The sequence below is a fragment of the Blautia sp. TF10-30 genome (assembly GCF_003481245.1).
In the GTDB taxonomy this organism is placed as follows: Bacteria; Bacillota; Clostridia; order Lachnospirales; family Lachnospiraceae; genus Fusicatenibacter; species Fusicatenibacter saccharivorans.
In genome coordinates this window covers 1-17,342 of record NZ_QUKM01000001.1, presented here as the reverse complement: position 1 = coordinate 17,342, position 17,342 = coordinate 1, and the positions used below count along the sequence as shown (strand labels likewise).

General features: G+C 46.8%; 14 protein-coding genes. 5 read left to right on the top strand and 9 right to left on the bottom strand.

All coding sequences use genetic code 11. The features are described from left to right. Nucleotides 1-9: 9 nt before the first annotated feature. The 5 genes from DXD02_RS00080 to DXD02_RS00060 form a co-directional block, all read right to left on the bottom strand. Nucleotides 10-675, bottom strand: coding sequence for a hypothetical protein (locus tag DXD02_RS00080; protein WP_055228134.1), 666 nt, complete (start codon nt 673-675; stop codon nt 10-12). 22 nt (nt 676-697) lie between these two features. After that, nucleotides 698-1,795, bottom strand: a complete 1,098-nt coding sequence (locus DXD02_RS00075; protein WP_118666235.1) for a hypothetical protein — start codon at nt 1,793-1,795, stop codon at nt 698-700. A gap of 188 nt (nt 1,796-1,983) precedes the next feature. Next, nucleotides 1,984-3,618 (bottom strand): ABC transporter ATP-binding protein, encoded by a 1,635-nt coding sequence (locus DXD02_RS00070; RefSeq protein ID WP_118666234.1) that lies wholly within the window; start codon nt 3,616-3,618, stop codon nt 1,984-1,986. Further along, entirely contained in the window at nt 3,618-5,348 is a 1,731-nt protein-coding gene (locus DXD02_RS00065) for an ABC transporter ATP-binding protein (protein WP_118666233.1), read from the bottom strand. The genes DXD02_RS00070 and DXD02_RS00065 overlap by 1 nt, the downstream gene beginning before the upstream one ends. Then, nucleotides 5,338-5,850, bottom strand: coding sequence for a MarR family winged helix-turn-helix transcriptional regulator (locus DXD02_RS00060; protein ID WP_118666232.1), 513 nt, complete (start codon nt 5,848-5,850; stop codon nt 5,338-5,340). Before DXD02_RS00060 ends, DXD02_RS00065 begins: the two co-directional genes overlap by 11 nt. A gap of 190 nt (nt 5,851-6,040) precedes the next feature. Between DXD02_RS00060 and DXD02_RS00055 the strand changes: the two genes are divergently transcribed. Further along, nucleotides 6,041-7,441, top strand: a complete 1,401-nt coding sequence (locus DXD02_RS00055) for a sodium-dependent transporter (RefSeq protein ID WP_118594444.1) — start codon at nt 6,041-6,043, stop codon at nt 7,439-7,441. A 204-nt stretch (nt 7,442-7,645) separates the two neighbouring features. Here the strand turns inward: DXD02_RS00055 and DXD02_RS00050 are convergent, their stop codons facing one another. Then, on the bottom strand, nt 7,646-9,400 hold the full coding sequence (locus DXD02_RS00050; RefSeq protein ID WP_117812799.1) for a glycoside hydrolase family 13 protein: 1,755 nt from the start codon (nt 9,398-9,400) through the stop codon (nt 7,646-7,648). A 413-nt stretch (nt 9,401-9,813) separates the two neighbouring features. Here DXD02_RS00050 and DXD02_RS00045 point away from each other — a divergent pair, with 413 nt between their 5' ends. Next, nucleotides 9,814-10,815: a LacI family DNA-binding transcriptional regulator gene (locus DXD02_RS00045; RefSeq protein ID WP_117804963.1), complete on the top strand. Its 1,002-nt coding sequence runs from the start codon at nt 9,814-9,816 to the stop codon at nt 10,813-10,815. Here the strand turns inward: DXD02_RS00045 and DXD02_RS00040 are convergent. Together DXD02_RS00040 and pdxR are read right to left on the bottom strand one after the other, a co-directional pair. After that, the gene (locus tag DXD02_RS00040; protein WP_118666231.1) at nt 10,810-11,577 is read right to left on the bottom strand and encodes a GNAT family N-acetyltransferase; all 768 of its coding nucleotides are present in this window, start codon (nt 11,575-11,577) and stop codon (nt 10,810-10,812) included. The genes DXD02_RS00045 and DXD02_RS00040 overlap by 6 nt on opposite strands. 90 nt (nt 11,578-11,667) lie before the next feature. Beyond that, nucleotides 11,668-13,122: a MocR-like pyridoxine biosynthesis transcription factor PdxR gene (gene pdxR, locus DXD02_RS00035; protein ID WP_118666230.1), complete on the bottom strand. Its 1,455-nt coding sequence runs from the start codon at nt 13,120-13,122 to the stop codon at nt 11,668-11,670. A gap of 144 nt (nt 13,123-13,266) precedes the next feature. Between pdxR and pdxS the strand changes: the two genes are divergently transcribed. Together pdxS and pdxT are read left to right on the top strand one after the other, a co-directional pair. Next, a complete protein-coding gene (gene pdxS, locus DXD02_RS00030) occupies nt 13,267-14,148 on the top strand; it encodes a pyridoxal 5'-phosphate synthase lyase subunit PdxS (protein ID WP_118666229.1) in 882 nt (293 codons plus the stop codon). Continuing rightward, the gene (gene pdxT, locus DXD02_RS00025; protein WP_118666228.1) at nt 14,148-14,729 is read left to right on the top strand and encodes a pyridoxal 5'-phosphate synthase glutaminase subunit PdxT; all 582 of its coding nucleotides are present in this window, start codon (nt 14,148-14,150) and stop codon (nt 14,727-14,729) included. The genes pdxS and pdxT overlap by 1 nt, the downstream gene beginning before the upstream one ends. A 344-nt stretch (nt 14,730-15,073) precedes the next feature. Here pdxT and DXD02_RS00015 read toward each other — a convergent pair whose 3' ends face one another. Continuing rightward, complete coding sequence (locus tag DXD02_RS00015) at nt 15,074-16,198, bottom strand: DUF362 domain-containing protein (protein WP_117761523.1); 1,125 nt, start codon at nt 16,196-16,198, stop codon at nt 15,074-15,076. Nucleotides 16,199-16,378: 180 nt separating this feature from the next. Between DXD02_RS00015 and DXD02_RS00010 the strand changes: the two genes are divergently transcribed. Next, nucleotides 16,379-17,059 (top strand): HAD family hydrolase, encoded by a 681-nt coding sequence (locus DXD02_RS00010; protein WP_118666227.1) that lies wholly within the window; start codon nt 16,379-16,381, stop codon nt 17,057-17,059. The last annotated feature ends 283 nt before the right edge of the window (nt 17,060-17,342 follow it).

Here is a 17,342-nt window from a genome sequence, read left to right as displayed (position 1 = left end):
TCCTCCGCCTTACTTGTTATCTTTGTAATACTCATTTGCCTCATCGTACATCATATCGAGCAAGGCGTATTTATCCTGGAAATCCATCACCTGCGTACCGTTATCCTCCAGGTTCACATAGAGATTGCACTGTGAACCGGACCAGTCCATCTCTTTTTTCGCAGAACCGATCACCGTTCCGCCCTCTGTATAAATGGTATGTCCATCCTCTGATGCGTAATATGGTTTTTCGTTCAGATCTGCATCGAGAAAAATAATGTAATACGCTTCCGGCATCTGATCCGGTGTCGTCACGCGCTCCTGTGCATAGCCAAGCAGGTTGTTGTCCGGATCATAGAATGCATAGGTAGTAGCGGATTTTGTCATCTTATTGATTTCTTCGTCCGTCACAATTTTCATATGGAACCATTCTTCGCCGGAAATAGAGATCGTCCAGGTCTGATCAAAGAGACCGCTGTTTTTCATATACGCGGCAGCCTTTTCATCCGCATAAATGTTTCCCGAAGCGTCAACGTTATCCAGATCACAGCGCATGCGGACGGACGAAGCCGATGCAAGGGCTTCTTTTGCCACATCCGCGTTTTCATACCCTAACTTTTCTTCTGCCGCCGAGCATCCGCACAGAAGCAGAAGTCCTGCTGTAAAACCCAAAAACAATTTTGTCGTTTTTCTCATAGATTCCCCTCTCTTTCTTTTGTCAGGACCGATTGGAAAGACCGCCGTCCTTGTCGCGTGCCAGTTCTCTTGCCGCCATCACAGCGAGTGCGGTCAGCTGCGGCAGATATTTTGCATCGTAGACAATCAGAAACGCATTGTCGAACATGATGTTTCCGACGGTAAGATCCATATTGTCGACGATGGCGCCGATCATAGTTCCGTTCAGTTTTACCGAGTAATTGTGGCCGATGGAGCCGGCGTATTCCCGGAGTTCCAGTTTTCCCTCCGGCAGTTCCATCGAGAACTGATCCCGTACGAGTGCAAACTGCTTTTTCAACACACCATACGGCTCGCCGTACAGATAAAAACGGTACGTCGGCAGCGCGTGGAGCAGTTCCTTCGTCATACGGAAGATTTCGGTGTGCATCGCATCGTAGATATAAAATGTTTTCAGCGGCACGGTGCTGTCGATCTCGTAAACCAGGTTTCCGTCTGTATCCTCCAGATCGAAATGCTGGCCCGTCAGGCGGTAATCCTCCGTGAAAGTGTAAATCTGGGACGCCGAAATCTTCTGAAACGGCTGTACCGTTCCGGTTTTGACGAAATGCTCCAGATTCGCTTTTAATTCGCACTGGAACATCATCAGATCGGAATGGTAGCTTAGATGGTCTGCGAGGTTCTCTGCAACATCTTCATGAATCGGATACACGGGTGTGGTGAGTTTCTTTTTGATAAAGCCTTCGATGAAGGAATATCCCAAATAACCGACATGACCGTCTTTGGTCAGCCAGAAGTAGAGATATTCTCCCTTGGCGTCCGGTCCGAAAACGAGTGCTTTCTGCCGCATCGTGTAGAATTTTGCAAGCCATGCAGAACCGAACGGTGTATCGACGTTCTTGTAAGCCTCATAAAATTCTTCGATTTTCCGCGGCTTCTCCATGGAGATCATGGCAATCATATCCGTCATGGAATTGTAGTTCTCCGGGGTTGCCATGGACCAGATGGCAATGCCGAAAATCAGGACAACCGTGGCGATGGTGAGTGTGATCGTCTCTCCGTAGCCGACCGCCATCAGATAGATGCCCAGCAGCGTGACAGCGCCGCCTGCGATGCGGAATTTCCATTTTCTCTTTTTCAACTGAATACCGCCTCCTCTCTTTTCGTTACTTTTATTGTACTTGCTCCCCTTTTTTGTGTCAATTGAAACTCGCTCCTCCGCTCTATTTTGTTCTGCCTGGAGGGACAAAGAAAGCGTGTCGGCGCATCTTTTTTTGTCAGAATGCATCCGGCACGCTTTCTTTCAAAAATTTAATGAACGAAAAGAAATTATGAAATTGGAATCACGCGTCCCGTTTCTGCCATAGTTCGGTGGGAAATGGAAATTACGGTACGGTTTTTGGAAACTCTTTGCAATGCATTTAATACCATTTTTTCCGTCTCTGCATCAAGGTTTGCGGTAATCTCATCGAGGAGCAGAATTTCAGGCTCCGCTGCGGCTGCACGTGCAATCGAGAGAAGCTGCCACTGACCCTGTGAGAAGAGATCCTGTGTACAGATCGTATCATATTGGTACGGAAGCGCCTCGATGGTCTTTGCAAGTCCGGTCAGTTCTGCCGCTTTTTTTACATCCGCATTCGAAATCTTCGAATCATACAGTGTAATCTGGTCTTTTACCGATCCCGGCACCATGTGGAACGACTGCTCCACATAGCCGAAAACCTTTCGTTTCTTTGCATCCGGCAGATCGACAGATGGAACACCCCAAATCAGAACCATTCCTTTCTGTGGTTCATATAAACCGAGCAGCAGTTTGAAAATAGTACTCTTTCCGGCACCCGTTCGTCCCAAAAGTGTTACCTGCTCGCCTTTTTTGATCTGCAGACTTACATCGTTTAAGATGACCTGGCTTTCGTCATATCCAAACGTCACATTTTTTAGCTCAGCCGCTATGCCGTAATCTGTATTTTCAGTCAGCGCAGCCGGCTCTTTCTTCTCTTCCAGGCTGTAAAATTCATTGATTCTTTCCATACCGGCAAACGCAGACTGAATTGTCTGGATTTCCATACCAAGGCTTTCGACCGGAGCAAAGATCTGGGAAATATAGTTTATAACAGCAACGGCGGTTCCGGCGGACATGCCGAACAGTTTTAAAACGGTCGAATTGCCGGAGGCCGAAAGCAGCATGACAACAGCAACAACAATGGCATTTAAAATCAGGATGACTGGAGAATAGACGGCATCGTAAAAATTGGTCTTCTCCATTGCGCTGTAGCTGTCATCAATATAGTGCGCATACTGCTGCTCCATATACGTCTCTTTCTGCAGACAGTGGATGGTACGGATGTTGTGCAGCGTCTCTGGAACGTGACCCGAAGCACGGCTGACTGCACGGCGGTTGGCAATCTGGGAGGCCAGCGTGTTTTTCTGGACGTAACGGGTAAAGAGGAACAGAACAGGGAGTAAAATAATCAGAACAATCGTAAGTCCACGATTAGTCACCCAGATGACGGCAAGAATGCTTAAGATTTTGCACGCATCGGCAAACATACTGATGATCCCGGAGGTAAACAGGTTTTCCACTGTGTCGACGTCACCGACAAATCTTGATACGAGAGCGCCCGGCTCCTGGCGGTTCAGCTCGTTGGCGGATAGGCGTCCGAACTTTTCCATCAGACTGCTTCGGAGTGCATGTGTAATTTTCTGGCCGAATACCGTCAGAAGACTCTCTCGTGCCGACTCCAGAAGACCCGTCAGGGCAAGAAGTCCGAAATACAGCAGAATTCCTTCCATCCAGAGGGTATGCTTCTTTGTCAAAAGGTCAATCAGCTGTGCCAGCACAAGAGGCGGGAGCAGTGCGAAAATAACCGCACCGCAGACGACTCCCAAAAGTGCGGCTGATAAAACACCGTGTTTTCGAACGGTTTCTTTGATTACCCGCAATACAGATTCTTTTTTTTGCATCAAAAGCTGCCTCCCTTCGTCTGATTGCTGCAGAGCTCTGCGTAGGACGGAACCGTTGCAAGGAGTTCCTCATGTGTGCCGACCTTCGTATGGCACTCATCCATCCAGATGACCTGATCCATCTGGTCGAACAGATAGAGGCGATGGGAAATGAGGATTATAATAGAGTCTTTTGCCAGCTCCTTTAAATTTAAAAAAATTTGTGCCTCCGTCTCTTTGTCGAGTGCCGAAAACGGATCGTCGAGAACCAGAACCGGCCGTTTGTGGTACAGGGTTCGCGCAAGGGCAAGGCGCTGCGCCTGACCACCGGAGAGGCGGACACCGCCCGTTCCGACCAGGGTATGGATTCCGTTTTCCATTGCTTTCACTTCATCTTCCAGGCAGACGACTCGGATCATCTCCTCTGCGCCCTCTTTTCCCCCGAGACGGATATTCTCTTCCACGCTTCCATGGAACAGCTCCGGGTCATGGCCAAGATAACCGACCATGCGGTTCCGGTCTGTTTTTTCCATTTTTCCAAGTTCTTTTCCTCCGAAGGTGATGCTTCCCTCATACGGCGACTCGCAGAGAAAAGTCTTTCCAAGCGTTGACTTTCCGCATGCGACAGGTCCCGTTACACCGATGATCTGGCCAGGAACCGCCTGAAACGACAGGTCATGGATGATCTCTTTTCCGTTTGGATAGGCAAAATGCAGGTGATCGACGTTAAGCTCTGCAGGCGCTGCGCCTGGAAGTTCCGGTTCTGTTTTGGAATTCTGCAGCAAAGGTTTGATTCGTTTCCAGGAAACCTGCGCTTTATGTACCGCATTAAAAAGCTTCGCAGCGCTCGATGATTTGGTGGCAAGCTTTGTGTAGCAGGACAAAAACGTGGTAAATACGGCGATGTTCCACGGTGTCCATCCCTCCTGCAAGACGTTTCTGCCTCCAAAATACAGGATAAACAGAATGCTCGTCATCGAGATCATACGGTAAATCGGCGGCATAGCTGTGTTCCAGATATTGGCGCGCACAGCGGCAGATTCGTAAGTCGAAAGATTCTCCTCATAAGCGGCCTTTCTGTCCTCCTCACAGCCAAAGACACGATACGTGATGGCATTTGTCGCACGGTCCAGGGTTGCAGCACTTAATGCACCCGACTGTACCTTATAGGCAGCGCCCGTTTTCTGTACCATGACCTTCATCTTTTCGGCAATCACGTAGGAAATGGGTGGGAAAATCATGCAGAGCAGCGCCAGGCGCCAGTCGTACCAGAGCAGCATACACGCATAGGCGAGAAGAGCAACACCGGTATCAAAGATTTCCGTTGTAAATTTCCGCATTCCTTCTACGCAATCGTCTACATCGAGAATGGCCTTCGTCAGTATATTTCCGGTACCTTCCGCTTCCAGCTCCAAACGGCTTTTGCGAACCAGCGTTCCGTAAAGAATCTGCTTCATATGCCGGTTGACGTTGTTGGCAAATCTTCTGACATAGAACCGTTTGAAATAGCGGGAAACCTGCACAATGCCAATACTCACGACATAGGCCGTGACCAGCATCAGCATCTGGTGGAAGGTTCCTGTGCCGCCGAGGAGATCAACCAGCTTTCCTGTCATTTTTCCCTCAAACCAGGGGCCTGCAAGAAGTCCCAGATTATAGATGAGACCGGAAACCGTAACAAAAAAGAGAATTTTCCATTCTTCCTGAAAGTAAGAGAGCATCCGGTTCGGGCGAAAGGTTTCATCCTTCATCGCTGCTGCCTCCTTCTGCTGTTGCTTTTATTGTTTTATCTGCTTTTTCACTTAAAATTTTTGAAAGTTCCGCAAAATGATTCTGCCGTTCTCTCTTCGATTTCCAGTACAGCTTGTCCAGTGTTTCGCAGAAGCTTTCTGCCTCCTTTTCCGGAAGCTCCAAAAGCAGCCATTCATAAAAAACCGTTTCAATTTCTGCTTTGGAATTTTTCAAGGATTCTGCTTTTTCCGTAGCATACAGAAGCTGGCTTCTGCCGTCCCACGGATTCGGTTTCCGGATCAGATATCCCTTTGTCTCAAGGCTTGCAGCGCGCCTTGCAGCGGCTCCTTTATCAATCTTTAACTGTTCGCGCACTTCCGTCTGGGTGATGCCCGGATGATGGCGCACTAGATGGATAAAGTCAAATTCTGCCGTACCGATGCCTTCTTCTTTCATTGCCTGCACCGTAAATTTCCCGGCTTCCCGCGCTATTTTTGTTATTTTCCGTTCTGTTGGATCCATTTTTCTGTTCCTCCTGTCCATTCTCGATCTGTTTCAAATAGATGCATATACAACTAATTAGATGATAGTACAACTAATCGAAATTGTCAATCTATAGATCTTCTGGTTGACGAAGTATCGTCCGAACTTTATAATAGAAGTATTCGGCTGTTAAAAACAGTCAGTCTATCAATAAGGAGATGTATCTTATATGGAAAAGAAACATACGCGTGGCAGCTTTACCGGATCGATCGGCTTCGTGCTTGCTGCTGCAGGAAGCGCGGTTGGACTGGGAAATATCTGGCGTTTCCCTTATCTTGCCGCAAAAGACGGAGGCGGAACCTTTATTTTAGTTTATATCGTACTGGCTCTGACCTTTGGATTTACCCTGCTGACAACTGATATTGCCATCGGAAGAAAAACCGGACAAAGTCCGCTTGTCGCTTACGGTAAAATTCACCCGGGCTGGAACGGTCTTGGCCTTCTCGCCAGTATCGTGCCGGTTGTCATCCTGCCTTACTACTGCTCCATTGGCGGCTGGGTATTAAAATACCTGTCTGTGTTTCTCACCGGACATGGCACTGCTGCTGCCGAGGATGGTTACTTTACCGGCTATATTACCGGTACATGGCAGCCGATTGTGTGGTTGGGAATCTATCTTTTTCTTACCGCATTCGTTGTATATCGTGGTGTCAATAAGGGAATTGAAAACTACAGCAAAATTCTGATGCCGATCCTTCTGATTTTAATCATCGGAATTTCTGTTTTTTCTCTGACCCTGACCCATACCGACGCAGACGGTGTCGTCCGTACGGGACTGCAGGGTATGAAAATTTATCTCGTTCCGAATTTTAAAGGAATGACGCCGCAGAAATTTTTCACCGTCTTTGTCGATGCACTCGGACAGCTTTTCTTTTCGATCAGCGTTGCGATGGGTATCATGGTTGCCTACGGTTCCTACGTAAAAAAAGAAACAAACCTGATGAAATCGATCAACCAGATCGAAATTTTCGACACCATTGTTGCGCTGCTCGCCGGTTTGATGATCGTTCCTGCCGTATTTACCTTTATGGGGACAGAGGGTATGTCTGCCGGCCCTGGTCTGATGTTTGTCTCCCTGCCGAAGGTCTTTCAGTCCATGGGAGCAGCAGGCGGCGTAATCGGAACCATTTTCTTTCTTATGGTCTCCTTTGCAGCCATTACATCTTCCGTATCGGTCATGGAATCCATTGTTTCCTGTATGATCGACAAATTTCACATCAGCAGAAAGAAAAGCACGGTTATTGTAACCGTTTATGCATGTCTCGTCGGTATCATCGTATGCCTCGGCTACAATGCGCTTTATTTTGAACTGAAGCTTCCAAATGGCGCAACGGCTCAGATCCTGGATGTCATGGATTTCATCAGCAATAACCTTCTGATGCCGCTTGTCGCACTTCTCTCCTGTATTCTGATCGGATGGGTTGTAAAGCCGCAGGTCATCATCGATGAGGTGACGCTGGGAGGATATAAGTTCGGTCGAAAGAGGCTGTATATCGTCATGGTGAAGTTTATTGCACCCGTGCTCCTTGCCGCACTGCTGCTGCAGTCGTTCGGTATTTTAAACGTCTGATCACTGCGATACCAGATTGCTATGTGCTTTGCACTCACGCAATCTTCAAAAACATTCGTAATCCGCTCATTTTCCTTCGAAAAATGGCTCCTTACTTATGTTTTTGGCGAGTCAAGAGATCAAAAAAGCATGTTTTCCGGTGGCTTTTCCAGAAAACATGCTTTTTTTGTGCCTGTCTGCACATATTTCTAACAGGTGAAACCCTTACATCCTGCGAATTAACGTTCCATTTACACCAAGTATCTCTCCATCAAATTCCCGGGCAAAAAGTACTTCCCCGTCTCCTTTTACTTTTATCTCCTCATCCGATGCGTTGAGCAGAACTTCGATTTTATTTCCCTCTTCGTCTAGTTTAATATACTCTACACACCGATCATTTTCATAACCATTCGGAAAATGGAAATGCAGGCTTCTGCACACTTTTTCATTTCTTCGAAGCATGATCAGTTTCCGCATCGTTGCAATTTTTTTCTGATTCTCTTCGCTTTCAATTTCACTCCAAGGCATACATCTTCTGCAGTCCGGATCATGAGCGCCTTCCATTGCGATCTCCGTTCCATAATAAATACAGGGGCTTCCCGGAAGCGTAAAAAGGATTGCAAGCTGCTGGTAGAACTTGTCCAGATCGTGAAAACGGTTCATCAGCCTCTCGGTATCGTGGGAATCCAGGAGATTAAAAAGTACATCGTTATTCTGCTGCATATACATGGTATAACAACGGTTTACCATATATTCAAATTCTTCTTTTTTCATTGTTTTATCAAGAAAGAAATCATGGATTCCGCTCAGCAGCGGGTAGTTCATGACAGAATCATATTCATCTCCCTGCAGCCACTGGCTTGCATCATGCCAGATTTCCCCCAGAAGATAAATATCCGGCTTTATCGTTTTTAAATGCTCTCTTATCCGCTTTAAGAACCTGTGCGACACTTCGTTTCCTACATCGAAACGAATTCCGTCGATATCAAACTCCCGTACCCAGTCCTCACAGATTTTACAGAAATACTGTATCACCTCTTCGTTGTTTGTGTTCAGCTTTGGCATCCCGTCTGTAAATGCAAAGGAATAGAACCGTCGGTCTCTGGTGTCTCCCCTTTTTTGAACCTGTTCCCAGTCCTCTACCATAAACCAGTCCGCATAACGAGACTCTTTTCCATGCTCCAGGATATCTATCCATGGCTCAAATTTTCTTCCACTATGATTAAACACTGCATCTACCATAATGCGGATTCCTTTTTCATGTGCTTCTTTGCAAAGCACTTTCATTGTATCCGCATCGCCAAAAAACGGATCTATTTTTGTATAATCGGTCGTGTCATATTTGTGGTTGGATTCTGCTTTCATGATCGGATTCAGATAAATACCGGTAATCCCAAGTTCCTGCAGATACGATAATCTCTGACGGATCCCTTCCAGGTTTCCTCCGAATTTTTCTTCGTTTGTTACGGTTCCGTGATTTCTCCAGGGTGTGATATCATCTCCGTTTTTTTCCGGTGTCCCGTTGCAGAACCGATCCGGGAAAATCTGATACCAGATCGTTTCGTTTACCCATGCCGGTGTGCGATTGATATCTGCCGGGTTCATCCAGGGTACAATAAAGCACTGCTGCATACGGCCATCCATCCGGAGCTGTTCTTCTGTCAGGAAACCATCCTCAAAATAATACCAGACTTCCTTTTCCGTCCGCAGCTCGAAATAATATTTGCATCTTTTGTATTCCGGAAGAAGCGTTGTTGTCCACCAGATCTGATAAGGCAGACGTTTTTTATATATCATTTCCTCTCTTTTTCCGATCCACTTTTCTTTTCCGCCCAAAATTCCGGCTTCATAAGGATCTCCGTAATGGATAAAAACCTGTTTTACATCATATCCTGTCTTGATATTGACAATCAGTCTGTCCTCATCCAGGGCATAACTCATCTGTTCTGAAGTTTTATGGTATACACCGCTAAATTCCATCTCATTTTCCTCCCGTATAGCTCTAAAGCTGTTTTTTGCATCCTTGTAAGAAACACGATCACTTTTTGTTTCGCATTGTTTCGTAACTTTACTATAAGCCTTTTTTATTTCTTCGTCAATCAATTTCCATTTTTCCCTGCGCTTTCGTAAAATTCAGATAATTTTCAGGATGATTTTTGTGCAGGATGCTTTCTTTTTTCGAAACTTAGCGAAACATTTCTTTTTCACGGTATGGATTGCTTTTTATCTTATGTTTTTATATAATGATACGGGGGCAAAAGGTTTTTTGACCCCTTTGATACCAGATTGCTACGTGCTTTGCACTCCCGCAATCTTCATATAATAGCGTTAAAAGAACTCCATCATGATAGCTGGGAGTTTACATTTTTTGTTTTGTGAAAGGATTGCCGATTATGACTACCATTCAGGATATTGCTGATAAAATGGGAGTTTCCAAGAGCACGGTATCCAAAGCGCTCAATGACGCGCCTGATATCAGCGATGCTTTACGGAAACAGGTTTTGGAAACTGCCGTAGCTCTGGGTTATACGAAGCTGCGGCGTTATAAGAAACCAACGAAAAAAGTCTGTATTATAATAGAAAAAGAAAATATGCGGTATCAGGAACCGCATCATTTTGCCTATGATATCCTAGTGGGTTTTCGTCAGATGGCAGAACCTGCCGGATTTGATGTTGAAATTGTACCCGTTGATATTAAGACCCAAAGAAACCAGCATTATGATGTTTTTATGCTGGAGCATGATTATATAGGAGCTTTTGTGGTCGGCTTTTCCCTGAGCGATCCCTGGATTCAAGACTTTAAAATCAGCCGCACACCGGCTGTTCTTTTCGACAACTATATAGTAGGGAATCCTTCCACCGCTTATGTAGGTATTGATAATGAGGAGGGAATGGAGCTTGCCGTCTCTTATCTTGCCGGACTTGGACACCGGAAGATCGCCTATCTGAGCAGCTCCCTCGGTGCCCGGGTTCTCCAGGCACGCCATGCTGCCTTTCTCCGTTCCATGCACCAGCATGGACTGAAGACTTCTCCTGCTGCGATCGGCTGTTCTTATTATCTGTCAGAATGTATGGAAAAGCATCTTCCCCGTTTTCTGGAAAACGGAATCACTGCTATTATTTGCAACCAGGATACCCTTGCTAGTGCAACGCTCACGCAATGTCAGCAGCTGGGATTCCAGATTCCTGATGATATCAGCATTATCGGATTTGATGATCTGCCGATTGCTGCTTGTACGTCACCGCCCCTTACAACCATCAGACAAGATCGGCTGGAGCTCGGAAAAAGTGGATTTTTTGCATTGTCAAGTCTTCTCAATCACATCCCAATCAGTACGTATTTGTTGCATGCACAGCTGATTCAGCGGGAATCGACAGGGAAGGTTCCTTCATAAATTCATCTCATCAACAATATTTGCCGGTTTTGCAGTCATTTCTACCCATGCCGGTATAAAACCGCTTTTGACAGCGTTTCTTACAGATCTGACATTAGACCAGGCGGTACAGTAAAAAGGTACTTTTCCCCTGTTTATGATCTCTTTTGTAAGTCTGCTTGTCAGTGCAGAGGCAATCCCCTGTCGTCTGTATTCCGGCAAGACATCCACACCGATCTGCCACATATCGTCGCAATCGGCAGAACAGGCGGCAAGTCCCACCAGCGTACTTCCATCATATGCGCCGACGCCAAGTACATCCAGATTCTTCCGATCTTCGCAAAGCGCATTGCTCCATTCCGGTCGATACAAATCCGCAAAATCTTCCTGTGTCAATACTCGTGTCTCATAGGCGCAGGAAAGAGTCGGTATCCGGCTGATGTCCGGCAGATAGTATTCTGCCATGAAACATATTTTGTGACCTTTTTCAGCTAAACGTTCATTCAGCCAATGCATGTTTGGTGTCTCAAAACAGTGGTAAAATTCGAATTTGTCTACATACGCAGATACCAGATCCATCGTCTCCGGTATGGAAGCCGCCATGATATTATTTCCATAGGAAACCAGATTGCAGGTAATAGGCTCTTTCAAATATTTGCGGGCCTTCTTTCCTAATTTTATGGGAACAACAACATTTTTGTCCGCCTTGAAATCTTCCACGCGGCACCCCATATCTTCCGCAGACTGCCTCATGGCAAGCTCCATCATTTCACGATTCATCATATGCTTTTCTCCTTTATGAGTTTGTAATAGAAACTGCTGGGCATCAGAGAAGCTCATTCCCTGCAGTTATTTCTGTGGATCAATTTATGATTATTCCTGGCTCTTTTTCATCTCTGCCTCAAATGTGTTTTCCGTCATATGCGCCCGCAGAATATGAAGCAGCACTCCCGCCGCCCGCTCCATTGCAGCCGGATCGATAGAGGAATAGTTCATGACATACGTATTTTCCTGCTTTATTGCCTCCGCCGCATCCGCGTAATAGCCGGAGAGCGGCTTTAATTTCACACCACGGGATTTCGCCTGCGTGACAATCGACTCTTCTTTCAAATCCGTGCGAAGATGCATCAGAAAATGAACGCCTGCTTCTTCCTCCTCGATGGTCACGTAATCACCGAGCGGCTTCTTTTCGAGTTCCTGTAAAATCAGATCTCGTTTGTTCTGATAATAGTTTCGCAGCCGGTTGATATGTTTTTCGAAACTGCCATTCTCAATAAACTCTGCCAGTGTGTACTGCTCAAAGTTGGAGACGGTGCAGGAATAAAACGACAGCTCGCGATAAAATTTCTCCGCTAATGTCTGCGGAAGCACCATATAGCTGATCCGTACCGTGGAGGCAAGTGTTTTCGTAAACGTATTCATATAGATGACCTTGTCCGAAACGTCAATACTCTGCAGTGTCGGAAACGGCTTTCCGCCGAGACGCAGCTCACTGTCATAATCGTCCTCAATGATATAGTGATGATCTGATTTTGCTGCCCAGCCGATCAGTTCATAACGGCGGCTGACCGGCATGACTGTCCCGGTTGGAAAGTGATGGGACGGGGAGGTATGAATAATATCAACCGATCTTTTTTCCAGCTCCTGCACCGAAACACCGTCCTGGTCGAGCGGCACTGGCTCGTACCGCACCTTCATACTCTCATAAATCCGCGCAATTTTGTGATACCCGGGATCCTCTACTCCATAAACAAGATCGTTTCCGAGAAGCTGAATCAGAAGGTTATGCAGATACTCCGTTCCTGCGCCGACAATAATCTGCTCCGGCAGCACCTGCATTCCACGAAACTCTCGCAGATATTTTGCAATCGCACTGCGCAGCTTTAAAATCCCGGCGCACGGGGAATTGATCATGAGCTGGATCCGGTTGTCATTCAGGACAGCACGCACCGTCCGCGTCCAGATTGTAAACGGAAAAATCTCGCTGTCCGTCTGGTTACTGGAAAAATCCGCAAAATAGGAAGTCTCCCCGTTTGCTACCTGCAGGATCTCTTTTGGCACCGCATCCCGCATGGAATCCTCAATTTCCAGATCAGCCGCATAGAATCCGCGCTTTGGCATGGAATACAGATAGCCTTCCGCAACAAGCTGCGCATAGGCATTCTCGACGGTAATGACGCTGATACCCAGATTTTTCGCGAACGTCCGTTTCGACGGCAGCTTCTCTCCAGGGCGGATATTTCCCAGCAATATGTCATTTTTGATACATTTATATAAATATTCATACAGGGAATCTGACCCTATATTGGAAAAATTATACGTCAGCATCCGACCGCTCTCCTCTCATCTGACCTTACTGAATATATTTGTTTTGGCAATTTTTTTATAGTCACTTTACCAGTATACTGTGAGGCAGAGCAAAAGTAAAGCCAAAACAGAAACTAAAATTTTTCAGACACGGAGGAACTTATTATGACAGCAGCAAATGAGAGATACAAACTGAACAAAGAACTGGCACAGATGTTAAAGGGTGGCGTGATCATGGACGTTACCACTCCGGAGCAGGCGCATATTGCCGAGGAAGCTGGTGCCTGTGCCGTTATGGCACTGGAGCGGATTCCTGCAGACATCCGTGCAGCCGGCGGCGTTTCCCGTATGAGTGATCCGAAGATGATCAGCGGCATTCAGGAAGCCGTTTCCATTCCGGTTATGGCAAAATGCCGCATCGGCCACTTTGTAGAGGCACAGGTTCTTGAAGCCATCGAAATCGACTACATCGACGAGAGTGAGGTTCTCTCCCCGGCGGATGATGTCTACCATATTAACAAACGAAATTTCAAAGTACCGTTTGTCTGCGGTGCAAAGGATCTCGGCGAGGCACTCCGCCGGATCAACGAGGGAGCGTCTATGATCCGTACCAAAGGTGAGCCGGGAACCGGCGATATCGTACAGGCGGTCCGCCATATGAGAAAAATGAACAGCGAAATTCAGAAACTGACCTCAATGCGTGAGGATGAGCTGTTTGAGGCAGCCAAGGTCCTGCAGGTTCCATACGATCTTGTTCAGTATGTTCATGATAACGGCCGTCTCCCGGTTGTCAACTTTGCAGCCGGCGGTGTGGCAACGCCTGCCGATGCAGCGCTGATGATGCAGCTCGGAGCAGAAGGCATCTTCGTCGGATCCGGTATCTTCAAATCCGGCAACCCGGCAAAACGTGCCGCTTCCATCGTAAAAGCTGTTACCAACTACACCGATGCCAAACGGATCGCAGAACTCTCCGCTGATCTCGGCGAGGCTATGGTCGGCATCAACGAGCAGGAAATCGCCTTACTGATGGCAGAAAGAGGAAAATAATGAAAATTGGAGTGCTTGCATTGCAGGGCGCATTTGCAGAACATGAAAAAGTATTAGAACAGCTTGGCGCCGAATGCATCGAACTGCGGCAGGCCCGCGATCTTGCCGAGCCTTACGATGCACTTGTACTGCCGGGCGGCGAGAGTACCGTTCAGGGAAAGCTTTTAAAAGAGCTTAGCATGTTCGATATCATGAAAAGCCAGATTGAAAACGGCATGCCGGTCCTCGCAACCTGTGCCGGTGCAATTCTTCTGGCAGAAACGATCAACGGACAGATGAAGGGACAGCCAGAGCAGTATTTCGGCACGATTCCCATGTGCATCAAGCGGAACGCCTACGGCCGACAGTTAGGCAGCTTCCACACAGAAGCACCGGTTGTGGGCATTGGAACAGTGCCGATGACGTTTATCCGTGCGCCGTATATCGCATCTGTGGGGAACGGCGTGGAAGTGCTCGCGGTTGTGGAAGAGCGGATTGTCGGTGTAAAATATAAAAACCAGATGGCCTTCTCCTTCCACCCGGAGCTCGACCCGGATATGAGGATTCATAAGACATTTCTTTCGATGATCAGCAACGTATAAAGCAAAAGACTGTGCAAATCATAAATTCATTTGCACAGTCTTTTGCTCTGTTTTCATACCGCAATGCAGTCCCATGGAATAATTTGAATCTTTTCCGGAGAAACACCATCTATTTTTAGGGTTCCCCTGTCACCGATTCGAATCCGGTCTTTTTCCCGGCTTACGTTCTCCCGTGTGACAAGATTTTCCGTGAAACCATTATCCATATAATGGATGAAAAAAACGTTGTTATCTCTGAAGAAAATAAAATCTGATCGCAAAAAGCTCCAGCTTCTCGTTGATTTTTCATCCGAGAAGCTGGAGCTTTCCACGTTGTTTACCTGCCATAAAGCATTTTTGAATTATTATTTGATACGTTTCAGTTCATACTGTCTCGTACCAAGACCAATTTTCTCTGCCTGGTCAAGGGTTGCCTGCCATTCAATATTCGGATTGGAATCCTTGAAATGATCGTGGTGGCAATGCCATCCCGGCTCTGCAAGATGCTCGCCAAGCTGACTGTTTTCGATCGGAGTTGCCTTCAGGCAGGCATCGGCACACGCCTGATCAAGAGCAACCGGGTCGAAACTTGCAAACATTCCGATATCCGGCAGGATCGGAGCATCGTTCTCACCATGGCAGTCACAGTTCGGGCTGATATCCTGTACCAGAGAAATATGGAAGCACGGACGTCCATGACAGACAGCCTGTGCATACTCCGCCATTTTCCGGTCGAGAAGCTCGTTTGCACTGCTGTTTGGATTGTAAACCGCATCAAAACTGCAGGCACCGATGCAGCGGCCGCATCCTTTGCATTTGTCATAGTCAATGACTGCTTTTTTATCCACATAGGAAATTGCATCGCTTCCGCATTCTTTTGCACAGCGGTGGCAGCCACGACAGACATCCGTATTGATCGCCGGTTTTCCACTGGCATGCTGCTGCATCTTTCCGGCGCGGCTTCCGCATCCCATACCGATATTTTTCAGTGCACCGCCAAAGCCCGTTGCTTCATGGCCTTTGAAATGGCTCAGACTGATAAAAATATCTGCGTCCATGATTGCATGGCCAATCAATGCTGTTTTGCAATATTCTCCGTTGACAACCGGAACTTCGATTTCATCGGTTCCTCGCACTCCATCTCCGATGATAATCTGGCATCCTGTGGTAATGGTATTGAATCCATTCAGATTCGCACAGTCAAGATGCTCCAGGGCATTTTTTCTGCTGCCCGGATATAACGTATTGCAGTCTGTCAGAAACGGAAGGCCTCCCTGCTCTTTACAGAGATCTGCAACCACTTTCGCATAATTCGGACGAAGAAACGCCATGTTTCCCAGTTCGCCAAAATGCATTTTGATTGCGACGAATTTGCCTTCCATATCAATGTCTTTGATGCCAGCAGCAATACAGAGCTTTTTCAGCTTGTCAAGCTGACTCGTTCCAACCGGACATCGAAAGTCGGTAAAATAAACCGTTGACTTTTCCATTTTGTCATTCCTCCTGATTTGTCATTTTTTGACAGCATATCACTTCAAGCTAGGTTGAAGTCAAGTATAATTTGTGGTCTTCTGTTTGTCTCATGGGCTTGTCTTTTTTCTGGATTTTTCGTATACTGAACATAGTTTTTAAGCAACTGAAAATACAGAAGTGCTTTGGAGGTCATGTTTATGATAAAGGCAGTATTATTCGATATGGATGGTATCCTGTTTGACACCGAGATTGTAATGAAAGAGGGCTGGCAAAAAGCTGCCCGGGAGCTGAATTTTACGCTCACGGAGGAACATCTTTCGCAGATGCGCGGCAGTGCGCTTCCGCGGAGCAGAAAGCTGTTTGAGGAGTGGTTTCACGGACAGGTGACATACGATGAAGGACGCGCAATCCGCACGGCGTATCTAAACGATTATATTCGACGCAACGGTGTCCCGGAAAAACCAGGGCTTCATGAGTTTCTTTCCTGGCTCAAAGAGCATTCGATCAAAGTTGCCGTTGCTACTTCTACAACGCGGCGCGTTGCGGAAGACTATTGGAAACAGTCTGGCATTGACCAGTATATCGATGCTTCAGTCTGCGGGGATGAGGTAATCAACAGCAAGCCGGATCCGGAAATTTTCTTAAAAGCAGCGTCTCTTCTGAAAGTTCCGATTGCTGCATGCATAGTAGCCGAAGACAGCATCAATGGTCTGAAGGCCGCGCGTGCAGCTGGTGCCATCTCCTGCATGATCCCGGATCTGACACCGTATACAAAAGAGCTTTTTCCATTTTGTGATTATGTGAGTCCTTCTCTTTTGGCCTGTAAAGAAATTCTGCTGCAGACTCCAGAAGCGGACAAACTGAAAAGCTGGAAGTAAAAAATCATACATAAAGTGAACCTCACATGACTAAAGTCACGTGCTTCAAACCGCTTTAGGCGGCAGACAAAATATCGGCGGATACGCCTGTTTCTTAGATCTTGCGCGGATACGCGCTTCTTCCATGCCGGATACGGCAGGTCTCCACATAACAGGTAGTCCACGGTATATCTGCCTGTGTTTATGCTACTTTTTGCAGTTCCATTTCTGAAATTAAGTCTCTCAAATCCGCATAAACACATGAGGTTCTACGCTTTACTGCAGGAACTTTTGCCTCCAGCAA

Bases quoted from the DNA above. Each gene is read 5' to 3' on its own strand.
- pdxR (WP_118666230.1), bottom strand. From the start codon at position 13,122: ATGCTGACGTATAATTTTTCCAATATAGGGTCAGATTCCCTGTATGAA.
- DXD02_RS00050 (WP_117812799.1), bottom strand. From the start codon at position 9,400: ATGGAATTTAGCGGTGTATACCATAAAACTTCAGAACAGATGAGTTAT.
- DXD02_RS00015 (WP_117761523.1), bottom strand. From the start codon at position 16,198: ATGGAAAAGTCAACGGTTTATTTTACCGACTTTCGATGTCCGGTTGGA.
- DXD02_RS00080 (WP_055228134.1), bottom strand. From the start codon at position 675: ATGAGAAAAACGACAAAATTGTTTTTGGGTTTTACAGCAGGACTTCTG.
- DXD02_RS00040 (WP_118666231.1), bottom strand. From the start codon at position 11,577: ATGATGAATCGTGAAATGATGGAGCTTGCCATGAGGCAGTCTGCGGAA.
- DXD02_RS00065 (WP_118666233.1), bottom strand. From the start codon at position 5,348: ATGAAGGATGAAACCTTTCGCCCGAACCGGATGCTCTCTTACTTTCAG.
- DXD02_RS00060 (WP_118666232.1), bottom strand. From the start codon at position 5,850: ATGGATCCAACAGAACGGAAAATAACAAAAATAGCGCGGGAAGCCGGG.
- DXD02_RS00045 (WP_117804963.1), top strand. From the start codon at position 9,814: ATGACTACCATTCAGGATATTGCTGATAAAATGGGAGTTTCCAAGAGC.
- DXD02_RS00070 (WP_118666234.1), bottom strand. From the start codon at position 3,618: ATGCAAAAAAAAGAATCTGTATTGCGGGTAATCAAAGAAACCGTTCGA.
- DXD02_RS00055 (WP_118594444.1), top strand. From the start codon at position 6,041: ATGGAAAAGAAACATACGCGTGGCAGCTTTACCGGATCGATCGGCTTC.
- pdxS (WP_118666229.1), top strand. From the start codon at position 13,267: ATGACAGCAGCAAATGAGAGATACAAACTGAACAAAGAACTGGCACAG.
- DXD02_RS00010 (WP_118666227.1), top strand. From the start codon at position 16,379: ATGATAAAGGCAGTATTATTCGATATGGATGGTATCCTGTTTGACACC.
- pdxT (WP_118666228.1), top strand. From the start codon at position 14,148: ATGAAAATTGGAGTGCTTGCATTGCAGGGCGCATTTGCAGAACATGAA.